A 17,306-nucleotide genomic window follows, 5' to 3' on the forward strand; every position below is an offset into this window, starting at 1 on the left:
AGGGGCAATTGATATCGTCCGTGCAGTTATTGGAAAAGTTGAATTTGTTGCAGTTCCTCCAGACTGATAAGCAGGTTAGGGGTTCTGACGAGGCGATGCAGGAGTTTAAGGCGATCGCTCTTGAGAACAGGCACGTTATCAAGAACTACCTGAATGTGACTGTTAGCGAGACGTTGAGTCCGGTGGCGATCGCGCAGAAATTACTCGGCAAGATTGATTTGCGGCTGTCTTATGTGGGAAGGTTGGGGGCGAGGGGGAAGCGGGAGAGCGTCTACAAGTTTGTGGCTGCTGATGATGGGCGTGATACGATTTTTAAGAAGTGGTTTAGCCGGGATGAACAATCAAATTGTGAATCGGTGTCAGTCACCAATAATATAGATATAACAATATCAGTCCATGACACATCACCACTATCCACTCTCCCCATTAATCAAGATGAAGGTCATAGTTTGGGGGATGGCGGACAAGACAATGCAGTTGATTCTTGGTGGAGGCAGGTACAAGATTATGCCCAACTGGCGATTGAACGGGTAGCTTATGGGGTGAATTCGGTCAAACAGTTCCTCAGTACCCTTACTTCAGACGAGCGTTGGGGCGTGATGATGGCGATTGATAAACAAGCGCCGCAGATGTTTGAGGAGTTGACTGCGGCTGCGCCTGAATGGGTGCAGTGGATGGGTTGAACAGGGTGTAGGGTGTAGGGTGTAGGGAAAACGGTGTTGGAAGAGGATTCAGACCTCTCCCAACACAAGCGCCTTAAAGAAAACGAGGCTTCAGACGATGCGGGTTGTTGGGGCTTTTTCTTCCCCTACACCCACTCAGCCTACACCCTACAAAGCGCCCCAACGGGGCTTGGTGATTGATTTGTTGGATTGTTTTTAAAAATGTTGATTCGGTCTAGATGCTGAGGAAGTTGAGGAAGGCTTTGTTGTTAATAATTTTTACTTCCTCTACTCCCCCACTTTATTAGGAGCAAAGTTGACTTGGCGAATTACTAGACTACCTACTACGACGTTGTGAACGTCGCTTCAGCGCTCCTAGAGACTGTCGCCCAATTCCCGAAAGTAAGTTATCAGAAGTAGCGCCTCCTGCACCAGCCTCGTCGGAAGCACATTCAAGGGGTGTAATAGTAGAGAACTCAGAGTAAGGCACTGGACAATTTCCCGCATTATCATTGGGTTGGGGAAGTTGACCTGCTTCGATTGCATCTCTTGCTACTAACACCAATCGTATTAGTTCATCCATCACCTCTGGAGTAATGTTGACATTCATAGGGAACGCCTTGACTGCATAGATAAATTCCGGTTCTGTTTCATCGGCATAGTTTGTAGGACGAAAGCCACTGGTATAACTGATGTAAGGAGCATAACCTCCTTCATGCAACTGACCATCCCGATGCCATTGCCAAAGCATATCCGCAATCTGTTGCTGCAATGTGTTATTGGCTTTGAGTTCTTCTCTAGCTGCCGGCTCGGTCAATTCTCGTTCATACTGGACTTTGGCATCCACTCCTTTTTTATACACACGAAATAAGGTAACAAAGCCTGAGTCTGCTGCGTTTACACAAACTACTGTTGGCTCTTTAGCAATCACTTGATCACGCAGGTAATGCTGTATTTCCAGAATGCCTCCTAGAATTGAGCGAAATCCCTCATACCCGAAAAATTTGAGTGTTGCCCAAGCTGCCATTGAATAAGAACCAGAGCGGGACACTTCCAAAGTGTAGAGTCCAGGGTTGTAGCAAGTCCGAGCTTGAAGATAAGCCGAACCAGGACGACTCAGGAGTTCTTGAAACTTATGTAGATTGCGAACCATCACCACACTGCAATTGTAGGTCGCCCAGCCTGTCTTATGGAAGTCACAACCAATCGCATCGGCATGAACAATTTTACTGATGGCATCGTAATTTTTCTGGATATCGTCCAAAACCTTTAGGGTAAAATTCAAAGGATTTACTCTAAAGTTATATCCTTTGAAGGTGAGCCAAGACCAGCCAATTACTGCATCAGCATAGATTAGGGGTCGCCCAATACCATCGGGATGCTTGGACAGAGGATAAAGCTCATCCACTAAAGCTCGTACTTTATCGATGGGGTCTACAGCAAAGGCATCTGTTGTTCCCATAGTACAAACGATCGCCGCAATGGGTGTACCCTCAGCATGAAGTGAGCGCATCACTTGTTCTAGGTGACTAAAATCCATTGCATTGGTAACATCATCAGTGTCAATATCGATGAAGTTTTCCATCCCCAAACCTGTCCAGTCTGTGGAGTTCATTTTGCAATAGTGTCCCTGTTGAGACACCAGTACCTTGGCATCGGTGCGAATGCCTGAACAACGGGAATCCATACCTAAACAACTGGTCAGGGCGTATTTTATACCATAAAGATAGCAGCCAGATCCGCCAAAAGTGAACAGACCTCCTGCTTCCTGAGTCGGCCAACCAATCAAATCTGCCAAGATTGCCGAGGCTTCCATTTCTGTGCGTTCTATATCCCAGGAATACTCTCCTTCGATAATGTTGGGGCTGAAAACCTGAGTCATCATCGCCGCAATGATGGCGGCAGTGTTCGCCGGTGGGATGACGTTTGCCATCACCAGAGGATGATTCCAGTTAGGCATTCCCTTAAACAAATCGGCGGCTTGTTTTAATACATCTGCTATTGAGGACATCTTGTCCCCTAGCTTAGTTTGGGTGACATTGCCATAATGTGGCCCACTAGGATCTCCACCTAAATAACCTGGAGTTTCTGAGGCTGATAATTGCGGCTGGGGCGGCTTGAGTTGATCAAGATAACGAATTGCTTGGTGAAGCATATCCGCAAAAGGGTCTGAGGAGTCTGTGGAATAGTAGGTAGGAAAGGCGTTTCGCATATCAGACCGCAAAGCTGCCCAACGTGGAGCGCTGGCTTGGACACTACCATCTTTATTCCAATGGCTGGCAAATTTAGAAACCATGAGTTTGACTCCATTTGATTGTGGTTGAACACTCACCCAAGGTGATCCATCATACATTTGACCTTTTGATCAGCAAAAATTCATTCCACCTTATTTTCTAGGTTTTATTTACCGTTACTTATGTGTAACTTTTATTTTTATTGCTTTATTAACTTATGTTAAGGAGCAAGTTATAAAGCCTTTTTTAAGATGGAGAACTTTGTTTAAATTTTTTCTGATGACATAAGTCAAGCTGTTTGCTGTATCAAAAAATTCTAAATTAATAGTCTGAAAATTTCAATCAGTTATCTTACAAAAATTTACATCTTTACCGACCAAATTTTGGACAAATTCTTTGACGAGAATATTTATTAATTTTAATTATTATTTCATCATAATTTCCAACAATTAACTTAAAAAATAAAAAAACAAATGTTATTAAAAATATAAGGATTACATTGCTAGTTACCAAGATTTGCATTATAAGTATGGTTTGCCAAAAGCCGTCAACGCCGCCTTCTGGTGGGATTGGAACTGCCCTGTTTGCGACTGAATTATACTCAGGACTTACGCACCAAGGTTATCTGTTGAGACAGGGTGTAGGGGGGTAAGGGTGTAAGGTGTAAGGGTTTTAAAGATTTACACCCCTATACCCCTCTCTTACAAAGTTCTGATCGGAGGAAGCCTCGCAAGAGACTTTGCGCTATACCCCTACACCCTTGCCCAAACCCTTGATTTTTCGTTTTTCTGCGTAAGTCCTAATACTGTGTGAGCGATGCCAATTTTTGATTACTGAGGAGTCTTTGGAGTTTGGGTTGGCGGATTTTCAATCTTCCCTTCACTGTAACCGAGTTCATACATACTCGCCGCTTGAGTATCATGCTCTGGCGGTGCTTTAGGTTTTCCCGCCCAAGCATCAGATTTTCCTATGTTAAGCCAGTCTTCATGATTCATCCCAGAACTGGATTTGTCCACAGCTTTTGTATTCATAAATACTTAGATCACGGGTTAAGGTTTGCTTGTAACTATGTTCTGCTCATCTATCAGCAAAAACCTATACCTACAGTCAGAATAAGTAGTAGAGATCGCCCTAAATGATACTGGCTTGGCTGATGTAGTTAACCCTATCAATTAGTTCGGTGTATAATCATCGCTAAAAACCTTAATAAAACGGCAGCGCAACACCAGTTATACTAAGTCATTATTGTTAAAAATGTTGCTAATTTATGTATTGCCGTTAATGCTAGTTTTATGTCTGAACAACCTCAAAATTTACAACTTCATGTTCAACAGTTAGCTGACCAAGCACTACAAAAACAACAGCCATCCGCATGGTTTGAAGTTTTATATGCCCAAGCTCAAGGTGACGCAACACAAATTCCTTGGGCTAAGTTAGCTCCCCACCCTTGTTTACAAAAATGGTTGGCTCATTATCAACCGTTTGTTCTGGGGCAAAAAGCATTAATCATCGGTTGCGGTTTAGGCGATGATGCTGAAGCTTTAGCAGAACTAGGTTTTGATGTCACGGCTTTTGATATTTCTCCAACTGCAATCACTTGGTGTCAGCAACGATTTCCTAATTCTTTGGTCAACTACGTAGTTGCAGATTTATTTGCCCTCTCAGCACAATGGCAGCTTGGGTTTGACTTTGTGTTCGAGTGTCGTAACATTCAAGCTTTGCCATTAAATATTCGTTATACAGCTATTTCCTGTGTTGCTTCTGTTGTGGCTCCTAGCGGTACACTTTTGTTAATTTCTTATGTTCGAGATACAGACGCTGAACCCTGTGGCCCACCTTGGCCGTTATCAGAGTCGGAACTCGCTCACTTTGAAAGTTTAGGATTACAACCTGTAGAAAAGATTGTATTTCAAGAGTCTGAGCGATTTAATATTAAGCAAGTTCGGATTGAATATCAAAGGTCATCGCTAGTTTAATTTCAGTTGGAAAAATCAAAGCAACTCATTTTTTCACAAAATAGGATTAATGAGAGCTTAATTTCATTTTAAATTCAAGACTGCATTATACTAGAAAGTCTCAAAGTTACTTCAATTAGACACATCAAAAGCATTTAACATTTCATGGAGAAATATTAATGACTATTTCAATGTATCAAGCTGCAATCCCTGTTTCTGTTCACGCACTCAATAATCTCATAGGTATTTTGGAAAAAGGTGCTAAATATGCAGAAACCAAAAAGATAGAGCCTTCTGTATTGCTCAATAGCCGTTTATACCCAGATATGTTTCCGCTCTGTTAAACCTACCCAAAAATACCCAAGTCTAGACTTAACTGGACATTAGAAATTTTGGTGTTAACTTCCTGTTTCATCGTGGTCTTAGGATGACTCCTAAGAGGTTTGTCCACTTCGCAAGCTGACACGGTAGAGCTTACCGCCCTTCGGGTTCGCCAGTTGCTCTACTTAGGGAAACCCCAAGACCGCACTGGCTCACCAAATCTGAGCATTTTGGAATATAGATTCCATCAAACCAACGCTCTAGATTTTTTGATGCGTTTAAATCTCTGTCCTCCGTGTGACCACAATCAGGACAGATGTAAACGCGATTTTTCAACGGCATCTTATGACGATGCTGACCACAATTAGAGCAAATCTGAGAACTAGGAAACATCCTATCAACTAGCGTTAATTTGCTAGAGAATTTCTCTGTTTTGTACTCTAACTGACGTTTGAACTCATATATACCACAATCAGCAATAGCACCAGCTAACTTATGATTTTTTAAAAATGCCTTGATTGACAAATCCTCTATTTTTATCTCGCTGTGGTTTTTAGCTAAATAGTGGGTCAATTTGTGTATTGCATCTTTGCGAATATTGCTGACTGTGGCGTGTATCTTACCTAGTTTTTTAACAGCTTTGGCTCTATTTTTAGAGCCTTTTACCTTTCGGCTAACACTACGCTGTAAACGCTTCATACGCTTATTCATGCGTTTGTAAGCTTTGGGATTTTTGAACACTTTACCATTGCTAGTTACAGCTAATTCTTTGATACCAATATCAACGCCTACGATAGGTCTATCAGACTCAACAGATGGTTTTTCAATCTCATATTTGATGGCAATAAACCATCTGTTAGCTTGGCGTGAAATGACGCAATTATGAATAGCTGTAACTGGTAATGGTTCAGCTAATTTTACCCAGCCAATAGATGGTAATTTAACGCGCTTACCATCATTTTTAATCATTGGCTTGGCTTTAGTACCCGCCTCCAAATAGAAAGAATCACGCTGACCTTTCTTTTTGAATCTGGGTTGTTTTGATACCTTTTTAAAACATCTATCCCAAGCTTGGCGTAAATCTGCTAATGCTTTTTGTGGTACATTTTTGTTAGTTTCGTAATACCAATCATTAACAGATTTAACCGTTTCTATCAACTTTTTGTGCAAATCAATTGCCGATGGAATCTTGATAGATTTGTCACAAGCGCGAAGTTCTAACACTTCTTTAATGTGAGCATTCGCCCAATTATAAGCATGACGCGCTACACCACAAGCTTTTTTAAATGATGTTTGTTGCTTGTTATTTGGTATCAATGCCGTTTTGAAACTAAGTAACATCGCTCGACCTCCAATGTTTTTGATTATTCTTTAAATATATACCCAAATCTACCTAGTTACAACAATTTTAGGAAAGTTTTTCAGCGTCTTGTACAGCTTTGGCTACATTATCAAGCAAATTTTTGTTTTTACGACTGCGAGAACCGTATAGCCTTGCTGAAAACACTGTAATTAGCTCAATCATGTCAGTAACTAATTCTTGCTCAAAGCTGACCTCATCACTGGATTTATTGATAATTACTACTTCCGTTTCAAATTCTTCACACATTGCAAAAACTAGCTCTGATCCAAACCTTAAAAGTCTGTCTTTATGAGTCAAAACCAACCTACCAATATCACCTTGCATGATGCGTTTTAGCAGCTTTTGAAGACCTTTTTTCTGATAATTTAAGCCCGAACCTAAATCAGAAATAGTTTCAAACTGCCAACCATTAGCAGAGCTAAAAGCCTCTAAAACCTGTATTTGTCTGGTTAAATCTTCTTTTTGGTCATGGCTAGAAACACGCGCATAATTGATTGTTATTCTCTCTTCTAACTTGCTAATGTCTCTAGGTGTTATTTTCTTGATATCTGATATGAAAAATCTTCTATGACCTGTGGGCGTTCTCTCGTATTTAAGCTTCCCTGCATCCGCCCACCGTCTAACAGTCTTGACCGACACGCCAAGCAATGCGGCAGCGTCACCGATGGAAATAGTCACTTCATTAGATTCCATAATAGAAGTTACATAACTGTATACACTCTATTATGTGTACATTTCGGTAATTTTGTTTACATCTGGGTAGATTTTAGCTTACAGTTTCATCCCCTTATCACGGCAAGTACAAATCGCCTGTGACATTGTAAATAGAGGTGCAGCACGGCTGGCTGGTACAGAAGCACCCCAGTTTAAGGATAATGAAACAACCTTTGAGCAACTGATTGAACGCATTCAAAAGACCATTTCACATCTCAATACATTTCAACCTGAACAAATTAATGGTTCAGAAGAAAGAACAATTACTCTACAAATGCGTGACAACACCTTATCCTTTCAAGGAATGCAGTTTCTCCTCTACTTTGTTTTACCAAACCTTTATTTCCATGTCACAACTGCCTATGACATTCTCAGGCACTGCGGCGTAGAACTTGGTAAACGTGACTTCCTTGGTCAAATTTAAAGTATGTGGTCTTTCAGGTGAATGCTTTTTAGTTGCTGATGCCAAATCGATTAGCGAAACGATCGCTATTCTTGAGGCGGTTGCTCCATTACCACTATTATCTCGGTGTTGTGATGCCTTATCATGACTCTGGTCGCATTCAGCCCAAGCCATTGGAACCCCAACAACTCAACCTCTTCGCCAACAACACAATTACGCCCAGCTACGGCAGTAAAGCAGACACTCTGCTGATGAGTGCTGATGTTTTACAAGAGTGGAAATCGCGCATACTGACCCATCAGCAACGGGTAAGGGCAAACCAATCACCTCAGCAAGCCACACTGTTTGACCTGACACCAACGCATTGTGACCCGGAGGCAATTGACCCATTAACCCTACAGCTTGTACCAATGTCGTTCTATTGCACCCCTGCTGATAGCCCTGGTGAAGCTTGCCTGTATTTCATCATTGATTCGGCGGCTGGGCTAGTGTTGTACGTGGGGGAAACGATGAGAAGTAACAAACGTTGGAAGGGCATACACGATTGCAAAGACTATATTGCCAGCTACCAGGATTTGCATTATAAGTATGGTTTGCCAAAAGCCGTCAATGCTGCTTTTTGGTGGGATGCCCCAGTTGAGCGACGAGCGAGGCAACAGTTAGAGTTGAGTCTGATAGTGAAGTGGCGATCGCCGTTCAACAAAGAAAACTGGGATTTGTGGGGGCAACCGTTTAAGTAAGACCTCTGGTTTTCTGAGCAAACTAGAAAATGATTAGGTTATCAATCTAGAAGCTGGATTGGCAGATTTTCATCAATCTCAATTAAGTTAACTTTGGCGTTTTCAACCACTGTATTTCCTAGCAGTGTGTCTTGCAAAGCATCAAATTTAGATTCGGCTTTTCTTATGCGTTCATAATGCAAAATTACATGGTAACGCTTTTGGATTGGCTCTCCCGTAGAAGAACGTTCTACTGTTTCCCAGTCGATATTTTGGCACTCCTCGGCAATCTGACGATATTGGCTGGCTAACTGCTCCAATGCAATAGCTATGGCGTGTTCTTCACTTTGTCCACAGCTGCGAATTTCATTTGGGCTTGACTCAATAGGGGACAATAGCTGACAAATATACTGATTCTTCTCGTCAGCCTGCACGTTAATCGTAATTGTTCTGGTGGTTGATGTCATGCCGCTCTGCGCTCCTGAGTAGTAGAAATTGCTCTAAATCATAATGCTGTCCTTTCCAAATCCAAAAATTAGCCATCCCACAACCGCCAAAGTATCGCTTCATCCCCTTGAAGTTCTTCGAGAAATACTGGCATATAACCGTCTACCTTGGCATAACCACACAATACTACTCCTAAAACTATGAAAAAATCAGTATGCTTAGGAAATCTTGTATTTGAATTAATCGGAATTGATTTTTCATAACCCAATTCTGGTAAGGAACGGCTTACCCAAAGTGCATTATTTTTCCAAAAGTAGGGCAGGATAAACGGTGGATACCAGTCTCCTTCCTCGTCGTGGCTTTCTTTGCAAACAGATATGCCACCATCAAAGACATGATATGGCAGTTTTTTAGTGGTTTCTGCTCCATACATGATTGATTGAACTCTCTAGCAAAAGGAATTTTTTCGCCTCAAACTGTAGACTCTTATTGGGATCAATGCAGCTATTCTTAAATTTAAAAGCTTGGTATATAACTAATAATATGCCGAAAATACCTGACTGCGATCGCTGCCTCATGTACTCTTATGACCCGCACCTAGTCTGTACCGTTCATCCCACCGGGCCAGACGGCGATCGCTGCATAGACTTTCGACTTGACCCCAATACTCAAGCAGAAGAACTTTGGCAACCAGATGGAGCAACCTATTACAACGGCGAGTTAATTCTACAGCCTCGCCAAAGATGGACACAAGAGCAACAGTTAGAGTTACTTGATTGGCATCCGATGTTTACTGGGTTTTGCCCCCGGTGTGGGGCTAAGTATGAGTGTGATTACACAGCACGGGTGCATTGGGATTGTGGGGTTTGCGGGTGGATGGATGATACTGTGTAGAAAACTTCAACCTGGGTTTTTCTGCTTCATCTTTATAATAAAAGAATCAATTGATATTAAATTGCATGACAGTTAATCTTCAAATCGATGAGGCTTTAATTCAAGAAGCTCTAGCTCTGAGTAACCAGCAAAACGAACATGATGTGGTTGAACAAGCTCTGCGTGAATATGTACAACGCCGTCAGCAGATGAAAATACTGGATTTGTTTGGCACAATTGACTATGAGGATGATTACAATTACAAACAGCAGCGACATCAGGAATGAAAGTTATTGTAGATACTTCTGTGTGGTCGTTAGCGTTACGGCGAAATACCCCACAACAGGCTCTACCTGTGGTTCAACGGTTACGTGAGTTAATTGCAGATGATCAAGTCGTCTTACTAGGTGCTGTCAGACAAGAAGTGCTTTCAGGTATTCGTTCTAGTGAACAGTTTACTAGGCTTAAAGATTCGCTTCGTGCTTTTCCTGATTTACCGTTAACTACCGAAGACTATGAATTAGCTGCTGAATTTTACAATACCTGTCGCACCAATGGCATCCAAGGAGCTAATACTGATTTCTTATTGTGTGCAGTAGCTCATCGTCGTAGTTGGTATATACTGACAACTGATCAAGATTTTAGGAATTTTCAAGCATATATTAGGGTGAATTTACTGGATTAATCAGAAATGAGCAATCGCACTGTTGCAGATGAGATTGTATAAACTCACGCTCCTTACTGAATCAAATTTATAAATTTAATAATTACCGTTCACACCCAATCCCATCCCTATCCCTATCAAACCCATGCGGATCTGGCTGATTCACCCTAAATCTGCGGTAAGGTATATCAGGACAATCTAAATCTGGTGAGTTCGGCGGAATGCAAAAATCTGGGTAAGAAGGGTCGCACTGTTGTTGCTGCGATCGCTCTGTAGTAGGCGCAGTATTTTTCTTGCCTCGCCTAAAATCCCACGGCATCACGAGTTTTCATATTGCCTTACTAGAATATACAGATATTAGATGCTTTCTAACTAAGTAATCAATCTGGTAGATCAGCGCTCCAGTCATTAACCACAAAATCCCAAAAACTACTATTATCTGCTGTTGAAATTCTGTGTATGTTTCAATAGGTTTTGCATAACTCAAATGAAATATAGGCAAAATAAACGTGCAGAGTAAAGCAGCTACCAGGGTAGATAAGGTAATTACCAGAGTAAACACTGAAGGCTAACGTTGTACCAATGCTGTAGCTTTACTGAACTTATTTTTTTTTATCTTTATCACATTTCCATGATTGAAAAGTCTGATGGACAAAGCCTCAATGACTAAATATCTTTATGAGCGATAAACAAACCTTAAGCCTTCTCTACGAGACACTACGCGAACGGCGATCGCACTTTTTACTTTTCTTCTAAGGATGGAAAGAATCACACTTTCTAATTTCCGTGATAATTGCCTCAGCCGCTAGCTTCTGACTCCAGCACACTCAACACCTTTTCCTCCAACTGGTCTGATAAGCCCGCTTCAGCTTCCTCTTCGACTCCAAAAACTTCTGTACCGACTCCCAAGCGCTCACTGGAGTACATCCGTGAAAGGCAACCAGCTACGCCAAGAGCGCTTTGCGCCATTGCACACAAGAGCGAATCTGCTCACATCCTGGGGACTGAATTTCCTTGGTCAGTGCTGAGTGTAAGTTATTAAACTATGTCTTAACTTGAGGTAAAATCAACTTCATCAATCAATAATGCTGCTAAAAACCAAGCTATTCATGAGACTTGATTGCAAAAAAGATATTGTTCACTATTTTTGGACAACCCTAGAGAACTATGGAATTTAACAACGATATTGAAGCAGTGATTTTTGACTGCGATGGGGTATTAGCTGATACAATGCCTTTGCATTATGAAGCTTATAAACGAGCATTCAACGAAGTTGGGCTAACATTAGAGCGCGACTTTTTCTATAGCTGTTCTGGTGGTAAAGCCAGTGAAACATTAAAAAAATTACTTGATGGACAAAACTACAGTGGTGACTGGCTTCAATTGCATCAGCGCAAGAAGGAAATTATGTTTGACTTATTTTCTTCGGAGCAACTACGCCCATTAGCCTCAGCTCGTTTAGTTCCCTTACTGAGTCGTTGTTACCGTCTTGCAGTTGTCTCCAGTGGTTCAGCTATTTCTGTTAATTACGTTATTCGCAGTCTAGGTTTATCTGAATACTTTGAAGAAATTGTCACCGGTGAAGATGTTCAGTTAGGCAAGCCAAATCCAGAACCTTTTTTATTGGTTGCTGACAGGATGAGAATTGCACCATCTAAATGCTTAGTAATTGAAGATTCTCAAGCAGGTATTGAAGCTGCTGATCAAGCCAAGATGCAGAGCTTGAGTGTTTATTCATTTGTCCCCAAAATATAAAACTCTATCAATCTTAATAGTTTTTGTTCCATTGGGGTTAAATACGGTCGCTTCAACTCCCCCAGATATTTCAACATAGCACGGGCCGCCTCTTCTAAGTCCTCGCTAGGGAACAACCGTGCTAGGCGATCGCAGATCGAGAGCATCTGCTGACATTCCGCGCTCAGATAATCGTAGGACTTGATGTGCTTCAGCCCAACGATGTAAGTTACACTACCTTTAACTTCCCTCAAAACAGCCACAGTTCCACAAGCTGGCAATCTCACAAGCTTTGTATGTTAGAAAATAGAATTAATAAAAGAACTGTCTTTTACGGTGCTATTACTTTGACAGAAACATTGCCATCTGTCCAACTTGGCTGTGAGAAAAAGGCGCAGGCACAGTCTACTTCAGGGAGCCAACATAAAAGGATTTTGTTAGCGGTAGATTTACAAAATGGCTTTTTGATTACACCTGAATGTCTTGCAGTTGTGCCAAAGGTGGTTGCTCATGCCAGTCAGTTTCATCAAGTTTGGGCAACTCGCTTTTTTAACCGCAATCCTAATTTCTCACGTCAAGTAAACTGGAACCAGATGGTATCAGCACAGGAAACAGAGCTTTCTCCCGCCTTGATTGGGGTTGTCAGCAAAACGTTTGATAAGCCTTCATATTCTCCGATGTCACCTGCCCTACTCCAAGCTCTGCAAACAGACGCTATTACTACTGTTGCAGTGTGTGGGGTTGATACAGATGCTTGTGTGATGGCTACGGCTTTGGGACTATTTGATGCTGGATTTGAAACATTTGTAGTATCAGATGCCTGTGCTTCTAGCGGTGGGCAGGAATATCATGAAGCAGCTATTAAAATATTGAAACGCAATATTGGCGAGAAATATGTGATTTCTTTGAGCGAATTACCTACAATTTTGTCTTTGGGACTTGCAACAAAATAAAAGGTGTTGCTCAATCACAATATAAATTATGCGATCGCACTCTGTAGGTGTTAGTGCAATAGTAGCGCCTAAGCTATGTCTGCGATTATCAACCACATCACGCAATCTCAGGTTTTTGTTGAATGTTACCTGAGATTTTGTCAGCAATGGCAGATTCAGGCAGATTCGGACAATAACCCTGACATATCTAATACTCGCCCTGACCAAACACTAGCTTGCTCAGACATATTGGTGCGTTCGCTCTCCTCAGACCAAAGACTATCAAACTTTAATTTCCACCTTGCCAGTTGAACTTGAATGTTCACCAATTCCTCGGCATATTCCGGTTCAATTTCTGCTGCTGTCCATTCAATAAAACATATAGTTTCATCTGCTACACTCTTAACAGCTTCAGGGTAAGCAGTGTTACAAAATGTTCTCAACCTAGCTAAATTAGATGCTATATGCCCTAAGCGATTTGATGTATTTTCGCTTTGAAACCTTGCTTGTTTTTCATCCAATTTCTGGCTCATATCCACCTATTAGCTCCTGAGCAATTTGTTTTACACATTCTCGAATGGCTGGGTCTTGAATTAGCATTGAGCGATTATTCTGGCTGGGGCGGATGTTGATAATCGACTCATAAGCAATTGATTGATCATAAGGAATCCAGTCTGCTCCCCAAATATCCTGTTGTCTACTACCATCTTCAAGCAATGCCGCTTCACAATATGCGTGTTTGTCTCCTCCCCCAGCTAAAATTCCTCTTTCTATGTCTACTGCTATTTTGATATATAGTTCCAAAGTTTGCAGCATTTGATGAAATTCTTCTAATGTTGCTCTTTGCTTGATAATCAGTACCACAATCACTCTCACTGCAATAGATTACTCACAGCATTGTTGCATTAGTCTCTAACCTCAGCTTCCAACAAACTCAACACTTTTTCCTCTAACTGGGTCAAGTAAACCCGATTCAGCTTCCAAGGGCGACTCCAAAAACTTCTGCACCGACTCCTCTAGCTTAGTGGAGTACACCCGACTAATGCGATCAGCGAAGCTGGGCGGAACGCCATCGCACAAAGCTCCCACCTGCTCACACTCCGCAGGTAAATATTCGCAAGACTTCAAATGCTGCACCCCAACCGTCAGTTCACCATTCCAAGTTCTGACGGTGCAGCTAAACTCGCCCACGTAAGTCACAATCCCCCAACAGCCGCCCATGCCTCTAAGTTCGGGGTTGTCTTTGACAAGGATTCGACACACTTCCCCGATTTGGTAGCTGTTGGGTACTTGAGTGCGTTCCATTATTCGCTGCACTACATCTTTGACAACACGACCAGATGGCGCTTTACCACCAGCTTCTTCCACCGCAATTTGCCATGCTTGCTGTTGCTCCTGCGGTTCTAGTTTAGTCATGGGTCTGACTTGCCCTTCACTGGTCGGTAGGATTTGTGTCCCGTTTGTTGTCAAATCTTCAACTTCAGAATTTTGACAACAATTTGTTGTCAAATTTTCGTAGACTTGGGCTGCTGCAATCAAGTAATTGGACTTTTGGCGACTGTGACCAAATCTATCACGACAGTATTCCTCAAACGTGCGATGAGTAGAACGGTACAGCCGGCGATCGCGTAATTCGGAGAGCGCTTTCCCCGCCTCAAAGAACGCCCTTTCCACCTTGCGCTCAAGGTGTAGGCGATCGCTCTGTTCTTCTGCGGTGAGTTCAGGTACTTCAACCGCCGCCACGTCAATCGTTGCTGAGGCGGGATCTTCTGTTGAGATTTCTGGATTGATAGATGACGCAGAGGTGGCTTTGCGCTTACGGGGTGGGGTGTTCATGCGCCTACCTCTTTTAACTGAGTAGTATTTGCTCTAAGCACTTAAATAAACTCAGAAAATTAGCGTGCTTAAGGTTCAGCATCCTCTTCAGGCTCCACAGATTCGTAGAGGTCTTTTGGCTGACAATCAAGTAATTCACAGAGTTTGGCGACACGAACAAACATTTTGACTCCATCTCGGCTTTTTTCCCAATTACGAACAGTAGAGACATCAAGCCCTAATGCTTCAGCAATTTGCCGTTGAGTCAATTGTTTTTCTTCTCTGAGTTTTGCGATCCTAGACACGAAAATTTCTCCCATGCACTAATTCATAGCATTATCTTACCATGCTTTTCTTCATGTGAAAAAGTTGACAGCGTGAAAAAGTTCACGCATAATAAGTATAGAAAAAGCACCCCTGACGACCAATCCGAAGTGCTTTCCTAGTCCATTAACAGAACTCATCAATTATGACCTACCCACGGTATTCTCAACAATCCCTGGAACGCAAATCAATTGCGCGGCTCAAACAAATCTACAGCGAAATCGGCTGCAAAATCGTAGTAAGAGACAGACGACGCAAGGATGCGTGGATTGCTGCGATCGCTCAACACCAAACCCGACACCTCTACAAAATCGCCCCTCTTGCCCTCGACCAACAAGCGCAAGCACAAATCGCCAACCAAGCCCAAGCTGTAGCACCCAAAAGCCTGACAGTAAAAGAAATATCCTTCTACGAACAAGAATATTACGCCGGCGGCAAATTGATAGCCACCATTACATATGACAGCGAAGACTTCGTAACCCAGAGATGGGTGGTGATGGTCAATGGGCAGGAGATTCACAGACACTATACCCCGGAGTTGTGCGATCGCTTCATCAACTGGAAATATCTAGACGGCACGTTACCAGTGCAAGAACAGAACGCAACAGAGACAAGCGCTGGTAATGAAGTTATGTCCGAGGTAGCCACTGAATGCGAGAAACGCGGTTTGGAACTGATAGGCGATCGCCACATCTACCGAGACGGTGACAAGCTGGGCGAGGTATTACTTCGCCGGGGTATTTTGTGGGCTATCCGTGCTGACAGTCGAGAGCGAGTAATGTGCGAGTGCGCCGTAGATGCCGTTTGGTGGTTATCAACTGCTAACCCTTCAAACACCGATGAATTTTTGCAGTATTACCCGCTTGAACAGATGAAGCCTCACCAGTGGGGGCAGTTGTTTGTCACGCAAGATTTAGTTGCAGCGTAAATAAGCCGTTCGGGAGTAGGGCGAGACTCTACTTCTCAACTTCTAATGGGTGAAATAACAATCATGTCCTGTGTAATCTCTGCTTTAGAACGATGCTGGTACTTGTCCCCTTCCTGGGGTAAACAATTGCCAAACGTTGAAGTCCAACTATGGGAACGAGTGTACATCACAGCTACTGGAACCTTTGGTTACTGCTGTGGCGTGGTGTGGCAGGATGACCAGTTAGTTTATGCAGTATACAGCGAACGCACTATTGCCCATCTCTCCAAAGACGAAATTCTTGGTACTGGACGGGTACAGGCTGTCAAGTTAGACAAACCAGTGTTTGCACTTGGCGATCGCGTTCTACTTCAGTTCAGCAGCCACGCCACGAAACAGCGCTTGGTGTTGGGTGTTGTCCTGGTGAATGACAGTTGGTTTTACGTTATCGAAATCAAGTCCCCTGATTTGTTAGAAGCACTAGGTTCACCAATCCGTTTTCCCTTGGTGAGCGAAACAGATTTAGTCCGAGTTTATCTTTAATTTTTAACTTGGAGCAACTACCATGTCACAAATAGAAGTATCTCAAATCATTGAACAAATAAAGCTTGAAATCACTGTTGATTCCAACGGACTGGGTAGGGCTAGCCTTCGTGCAACAGCAAGACTAGCAGATGTAGATGCGGCTGGACTATTTAGAAGTCTCAAAACTGCTGTTGACATTTCTCGCTCTAAATTGGTTGAAAAGCTTATCCGTAAAGGGTTTGAAGGTGTTGACATTTTAGGCTGGTCACAGTCGGGCATCCCCGATTTAGCTGTCGCTACCATACTTCATTATTATGGCTATGAAGCTGGCAAAAGGTGTAGCGAACAAGCAAGACTAGCTTGTGAGGCGTTTGAAGGCATCGGTGTCCGCGCTTGGATGCAAAATCTCAAAGGCTGGAACTCTCCCAATCAACAACCAGAACCACCCAAAACCATCGCCCCATCCCAAGAAGCTGCACAGTTAGCCCTTCTACTCGGTGAGTTTGCTGGCTTAGACAAATCTCTGACCGCTCAGTTAGCCGTTAACGCCGCTACTGCTGTCAACCCCGCACTCAAGCCGGCGGCTGATGGATTAAAAACAGCGATCGCTCAAACCAACCCATCAGAAGACGCATATCTCAGGGCTACGGATATTGGTGAATTAGTGGGCATGAGTGCTAGGGCCGTTAACAAATGGCTACTCAACGCTGGACT

At 42.7% G+C, this 17,306-nt stretch carries 24 protein-coding genes and 2 pseudogenes; 13 read left to right on the forward strand and 13 right to left on the reverse strand.

Annotation, left to right across the window (positions count from 1 at the left end):
• Positions 1-683: pseudogene (locus H6G83_RS35720) on the forward strand (plasmid replication protein, CyRepA1 family); the annotation flags it as partial.
• A gap of 316 nt (positions 684-999) precedes the next feature.
• On the opposite strand, the gene H6G83_RS33000 reads toward H6G83_RS35720, so the two are convergent.
• Both H6G83_RS33000 and H6G83_RS33005 read right to left on the reverse strand, forming a co-directional pair.
• The gene (locus tag H6G83_RS33000) at positions 1,000-2,958 is read right to left on the reverse strand and encodes a pyridoxal phosphate-dependent decarboxylase family protein (RefSeq protein ID WP_190480100.1); all 1,959 of its coding nucleotides are present in this window, start codon (positions 2,956-2,958) and stop codon (positions 1,000-1,002) included.
• 768 nt (positions 2,959-3,726) lie between these two features.
• On the reverse strand, positions 3,727-3,927 hold the full coding sequence (locus H6G83_RS33005; protein WP_190480102.1) for a hypothetical protein: 201 nt from the start codon (positions 3,925-3,927) through the stop codon (positions 3,727-3,729).
• A gap of 261 nt (positions 3,928-4,188) precedes the next feature.
• On the opposite strand from H6G83_RS33005, the gene H6G83_RS33010 reads away from it, so the two are divergent.
• A complete protein-coding gene (locus tag H6G83_RS33010) occupies positions 4,189-4,872 on the forward strand; it encodes a class I SAM-dependent methyltransferase (protein WP_190480104.1) in 684 nt (227 codons plus the stop codon).
• A 158-nt stretch (positions 4,873-5,030) separates the two neighbouring features.
• Positions 5,031-5,195: a DUF1993 family protein gene (locus tag H6G83_RS33015; RefSeq protein WP_313937683.1), complete on the forward strand. Its 165-nt coding sequence runs from the start codon at positions 5,031-5,033 to the stop codon at positions 5,193-5,195.
• Between the two features lie 130 nt (positions 5,196-5,325).
• Here the strand turns inward: H6G83_RS33015 and H6G83_RS33020 are convergent, their stop codons facing one another.
• On the reverse strand, positions 5,326-6,513 hold the full coding sequence (locus tag H6G83_RS33020; RefSeq protein WP_242044988.1) for an RNA-guided endonuclease InsQ/TnpB family protein: 1,188 nt from the start codon (positions 6,511-6,513) through the stop codon (positions 5,326-5,328).
• Between the two features lie 67 nt (positions 6,514-6,580).
• Positions 6,581-7,228 carry an IS607 family transposase gene (locus H6G83_RS33025; protein WP_190480106.1) on the reverse strand — a complete coding sequence of 216 codons (648 nt, stop codon included), beginning with the start codon at positions 7,226-7,228 and terminating at the stop codon, positions 6,581-6,583.
• 88 nt (positions 7,229-7,316) lie between these two features.
• On the opposite strand from H6G83_RS33025, the gene H6G83_RS33030 reads away from it, so the two are divergent.
• Both H6G83_RS33030 and H6G83_RS33035 read left to right on the forward strand, forming a co-directional pair.
• Positions 7,317-7,673, forward strand: coding sequence for a DUF1993 domain-containing protein (locus H6G83_RS33030; RefSeq protein WP_313937696.1), 357 nt, complete (start codon positions 7,317-7,319; stop codon positions 7,671-7,673).
• A gap of 38 nt (positions 7,674-7,711) precedes the next feature.
• Positions 7,712-8,392, forward strand: a complete 681-nt coding sequence (locus H6G83_RS33035; RefSeq protein WP_313937685.1) for a GIY-YIG nuclease family protein — start codon at positions 7,712-7,714, stop codon at positions 8,390-8,392.
• A 41-nt stretch (positions 8,393-8,433) separates the two neighbouring features.
• Here the strand turns inward: H6G83_RS33035 and H6G83_RS33040 are convergent, their stop codons facing one another.
• Both H6G83_RS33040 and H6G83_RS33045 read right to left on the reverse strand, forming a co-directional pair.
• The gene (locus tag H6G83_RS33040) at positions 8,434-8,838 is read right to left on the reverse strand and encodes a hypothetical protein (RefSeq protein WP_190480108.1); all 405 of its coding nucleotides are present in this window, start codon (positions 8,836-8,838) and stop codon (positions 8,434-8,436) included.
• Positions 8,839-8,906: 68 nt separating this feature from the next.
• The gene (locus H6G83_RS33045) at positions 8,907-9,251 is read right to left on the reverse strand and encodes a hypothetical protein (RefSeq protein WP_190480110.1); all 345 of its coding nucleotides are present in this window, start codon (positions 9,249-9,251) and stop codon (positions 8,907-8,909) included.
• Positions 9,252-9,316: 65 nt separating this feature from the next.
• On the opposite strand from H6G83_RS33045, the gene H6G83_RS33050 reads away from it, so the two are divergent.
• The 3 genes from H6G83_RS33050 (at position 9,317) to vapC (ending at position 10,376) form a co-directional block, all read left to right on the forward strand.
• Complete coding sequence (locus tag H6G83_RS33050; RefSeq protein WP_390823378.1) at positions 9,317-9,712, forward strand: hypothetical protein; 396 nt, start codon at positions 9,317-9,319, stop codon at positions 9,710-9,712.
• Positions 9,713-9,777: 65 nt separating this feature from the next.
• Entirely contained in the window at positions 9,778-9,978 is a 201-nt protein-coding gene (locus tag H6G83_RS33055; protein WP_190480111.1) for a type II toxin-antitoxin system VapB family antitoxin, read from the forward strand.
• Positions 9,975-10,376 (forward strand): type II toxin-antitoxin system VapC family toxin, encoded by a 402-nt coding sequence (vapC, locus tag H6G83_RS33060; protein WP_190480113.1) that lies wholly within the window; start codon positions 9,975-9,977, stop codon positions 10,374-10,376. Before H6G83_RS33055 ends, vapC begins: the two co-directional genes overlap by 4 nt.
• Positions 10,377-10,458: 82 nt before the next feature.
• Here the strand turns inward: vapC and H6G83_RS33065 are convergent, their stop codons facing one another.
• Positions 10,459-10,674, reverse strand: a complete 216-nt coding sequence (locus H6G83_RS33065; protein WP_199328675.1) for a hypothetical protein — start codon at positions 10,672-10,674, stop codon at positions 10,459-10,461.
• A gap of 479 nt (positions 10,675-11,153) precedes the next feature.
• The gene (locus H6G83_RS33070) at positions 11,154-11,324 is read right to left on the reverse strand and encodes a hypothetical protein (RefSeq protein ID WP_190480117.1); all 171 of its coding nucleotides are present in this window, start codon (positions 11,322-11,324) and stop codon (positions 11,154-11,156) included.
• 198 nt (positions 11,325-11,522) lie between these two features.
• Here H6G83_RS33070 and H6G83_RS33075 point away from each other — a divergent pair, with 198 nt between their 5' ends.
• Positions 11,523-12,110: an HAD family hydrolase gene (locus H6G83_RS33075; RefSeq protein WP_190480119.1), complete on the forward strand. Its 588-nt coding sequence runs from the start codon at positions 11,523-11,525 to the stop codon at positions 12,108-12,110.
• Here the strand turns inward: H6G83_RS33075 and H6G83_RS33080 are convergent.
• Positions 12,086-12,376, reverse strand: coding sequence for a hypothetical protein (locus H6G83_RS33080; protein ID WP_190480141.1), 291 nt, complete (start codon positions 12,374-12,376; stop codon positions 12,086-12,088). The genes H6G83_RS33075 and H6G83_RS33080 overlap by 25 nt on opposite strands.
• A gap of 9 nt (positions 12,377-12,385) precedes the next feature.
• Between H6G83_RS33080 and H6G83_RS33085 the strand changes: the two genes are divergently transcribed.
• On the forward strand, positions 12,386-13,042 hold the full coding sequence (locus H6G83_RS33085; RefSeq protein ID WP_190480121.1) for a cysteine hydrolase family protein: 657 nt from the start codon (positions 12,386-12,388) through the stop codon (positions 13,040-13,042).
• Positions 13,043-13,197: 155 nt separating this feature from the next.
• Here the strand turns inward: H6G83_RS33085 and H6G83_RS33090 are convergent, their stop codons facing one another.
• The 4 genes from H6G83_RS33090 to H6G83_RS33105 form a co-directional block, all read right to left on the reverse strand.
• Positions 13,198-13,554 (reverse strand): hypothetical protein, encoded by a 357-nt coding sequence (locus H6G83_RS33090; protein ID WP_190480123.1) that lies wholly within the window; start codon positions 13,552-13,554, stop codon positions 13,198-13,200.
• Entirely contained in the window at positions 13,535-13,885 is a 351-nt protein-coding gene (locus H6G83_RS33095; protein ID WP_313937691.1) for a DUF5674 family protein, read from the reverse strand. Before H6G83_RS33095 ends, H6G83_RS33090 begins: the two co-directional genes overlap by 20 nt.
• 54 nt (positions 13,886-13,939) lie before the next feature.
• Complete coding sequence (locus tag H6G83_RS35725; protein ID WP_190480124.1) at positions 13,940-14,857, reverse strand: hypothetical protein; 918 nt, start codon at positions 14,855-14,857, stop codon at positions 13,940-13,942.
• A 68-nt stretch (positions 14,858-14,925) separates the two neighbouring features.
• Positions 14,926-15,141, reverse strand: coding sequence for a helix-turn-helix domain-containing protein (locus tag H6G83_RS33105; protein ID WP_313937694.1), 216 nt, complete (start codon positions 15,139-15,141; stop codon positions 14,926-14,928).
• A 164-nt stretch (positions 15,142-15,305) separates the two neighbouring features.
• On the opposite strand from H6G83_RS33105, the gene H6G83_RS33110 reads away from it, so the two are divergent.
• From H6G83_RS33110 to H6G83_RS35730, 3 genes and pseudogenes are all read left to right on the forward strand, one after another.
• Complete coding sequence (locus H6G83_RS33110) at positions 15,306-16,088, forward strand: hypothetical protein (protein WP_190480128.1); 783 nt, start codon at positions 15,306-15,308, stop codon at positions 16,086-16,088.
• Between the two features lie 63 nt (positions 16,089-16,151).
• Positions 16,152-16,610 carry a DUF1392 family protein gene (locus H6G83_RS33115; protein ID WP_190480139.1) on the forward strand — a complete coding sequence of 153 codons (459 nt, stop codon included), beginning with the start codon at positions 16,152-16,154 and terminating at the stop codon, positions 16,608-16,610.
• Between the two features lie 22 nt (positions 16,611-16,632).
• Positions 16,633-17,306 (forward strand): annotated as a pseudogene (locus H6G83_RS35730) (hypothetical protein); the annotation flags it as partial.

Source organism: Anabaena azotica FACHB-119, from assembly GCF_014697625.1.
Lineage (GTDB): Bacteria > Cyanobacteriota > Cyanobacteriia > Cyanobacteriales > Nostocaceae > Trichormus > Trichormus azoticus_A.

What these genes read in the sequence shown, in the direction of transcription:
- H6G83_RS33000 (WP_190480100.1), bottom strand. Translation starts at nt 2,958, where the DNA reads ATGGTTTCTAAATTTGCCAGCCATTGGAATAAAGATGGTAGTGTCCAA.
- H6G83_RS33005 (WP_190480102.1), bottom strand. Translation starts at nt 3,927, where the DNA reads ATGAATACAAAAGCTGTGGACAAATCCAGTTCTGGGATGAATCATGAA.
- H6G83_RS33010 (WP_190480104.1), top strand. Translation starts at nt 4,189, where the DNA reads ATGTCTGAACAACCTCAAAATTTACAACTTCATGTTCAACAGTTAGCT.
- H6G83_RS33015 (WP_313937683.1), top strand. Translation starts at nt 5,031, where the DNA reads ATGACTATTTCAATGTATCAAGCTGCAATCCCTGTTTCTGTTCACGCA.
- H6G83_RS33020 (WP_242044988.1), bottom strand. Translation starts at nt 6,513, where the DNA reads ATGTTACTTAGTTTCAAAACGGCATTGATACCAAATAACAAGCAACAA.
- H6G83_RS33025 (WP_190480106.1), bottom strand. Translation starts at nt 7,228, where the DNA reads ATGGAATCTAATGAAGTGACTATTTCCATCGGTGACGCTGCCGCATTG.
- H6G83_RS33035 (WP_313937685.1), top strand. Translation starts at nt 7,712, where the DNA reads ATGCCAAATCGATTAGCGAAACGATCGCTATTCTTGAGGCGGTTGCTC.
- H6G83_RS33040 (WP_190480108.1), bottom strand. Translation starts at nt 8,838, where the DNA reads ATGACATCAACCACCAGAACAATTACGATTAACGTGCAGGCTGACGAG.
- H6G83_RS33045 (WP_190480110.1), bottom strand. Translation starts at nt 9,251, where the DNA reads ATGTATGGAGCAGAAACCACTAAAAAACTGCCATATCATGTCTTTGAT.
- H6G83_RS33050 (WP_390823378.1), top strand. Translation starts at nt 9,317, where the DNA reads ATGCAGCTATTCTTAAATTTAAAAGCTTGGTATATAACTAATAATATG.
- H6G83_RS33055 (WP_190480111.1), top strand. Translation starts at nt 9,778, where the DNA reads ATGACAGTTAATCTTCAAATCGATGAGGCTTTAATTCAAGAAGCTCTA.
- vapC (WP_190480113.1), top strand. Translation starts at nt 9,975, where the DNA reads ATGAAAGTTATTGTAGATACTTCTGTGTGGTCGTTAGCGTTACGGCGA.
- H6G83_RS33065 (WP_199328675.1), bottom strand. Translation starts at nt 10,674, where the DNA reads ATGCCGTGGGATTTTAGGCGAGGCAAGAAAAATACTGCGCCTACTACA.
- H6G83_RS33070 (WP_190480117.1), bottom strand. Translation starts at nt 11,324, where the DNA reads ATGGCGCAAAGCGCTCTTGGCGTAGCTGGTTGCCTTTCACGGATGTAC.
- H6G83_RS33075 (WP_190480119.1), top strand. Translation starts at nt 11,523, where the DNA reads ATGGAATTTAACAACGATATTGAAGCAGTGATTTTTGACTGCGATGGG.
- H6G83_RS33085 (WP_190480121.1), top strand. Translation starts at nt 12,386, where the DNA reads ATGTTAGAAAATAGAATTAATAAAAGAACTGTCTTTTACGGTGCTATT.
- H6G83_RS33090 (WP_190480123.1), bottom strand. Translation starts at nt 13,554, where the DNA reads ATGAGCCAGAAATTGGATGAAAAACAAGCAAGGTTTCAAAGCGAAAAT.
- H6G83_RS35725 (WP_190480124.1), bottom strand. Translation starts at nt 14,857, where the DNA reads ATGAACACCCCACCCCGTAAGCGCAAAGCCACCTCTGCGTCATCTATC.
- H6G83_RS33110 (WP_190480128.1), top strand. Translation starts at nt 15,306, where the DNA reads ATGACCTACCCACGGTATTCTCAACAATCCCTGGAACGCAAATCAATT.
- H6G83_RS33115 (WP_190480139.1), top strand. Translation starts at nt 16,152, where the DNA reads ATGTCCTGTGTAATCTCTGCTTTAGAACGATGCTGGTACTTGTCCCCT.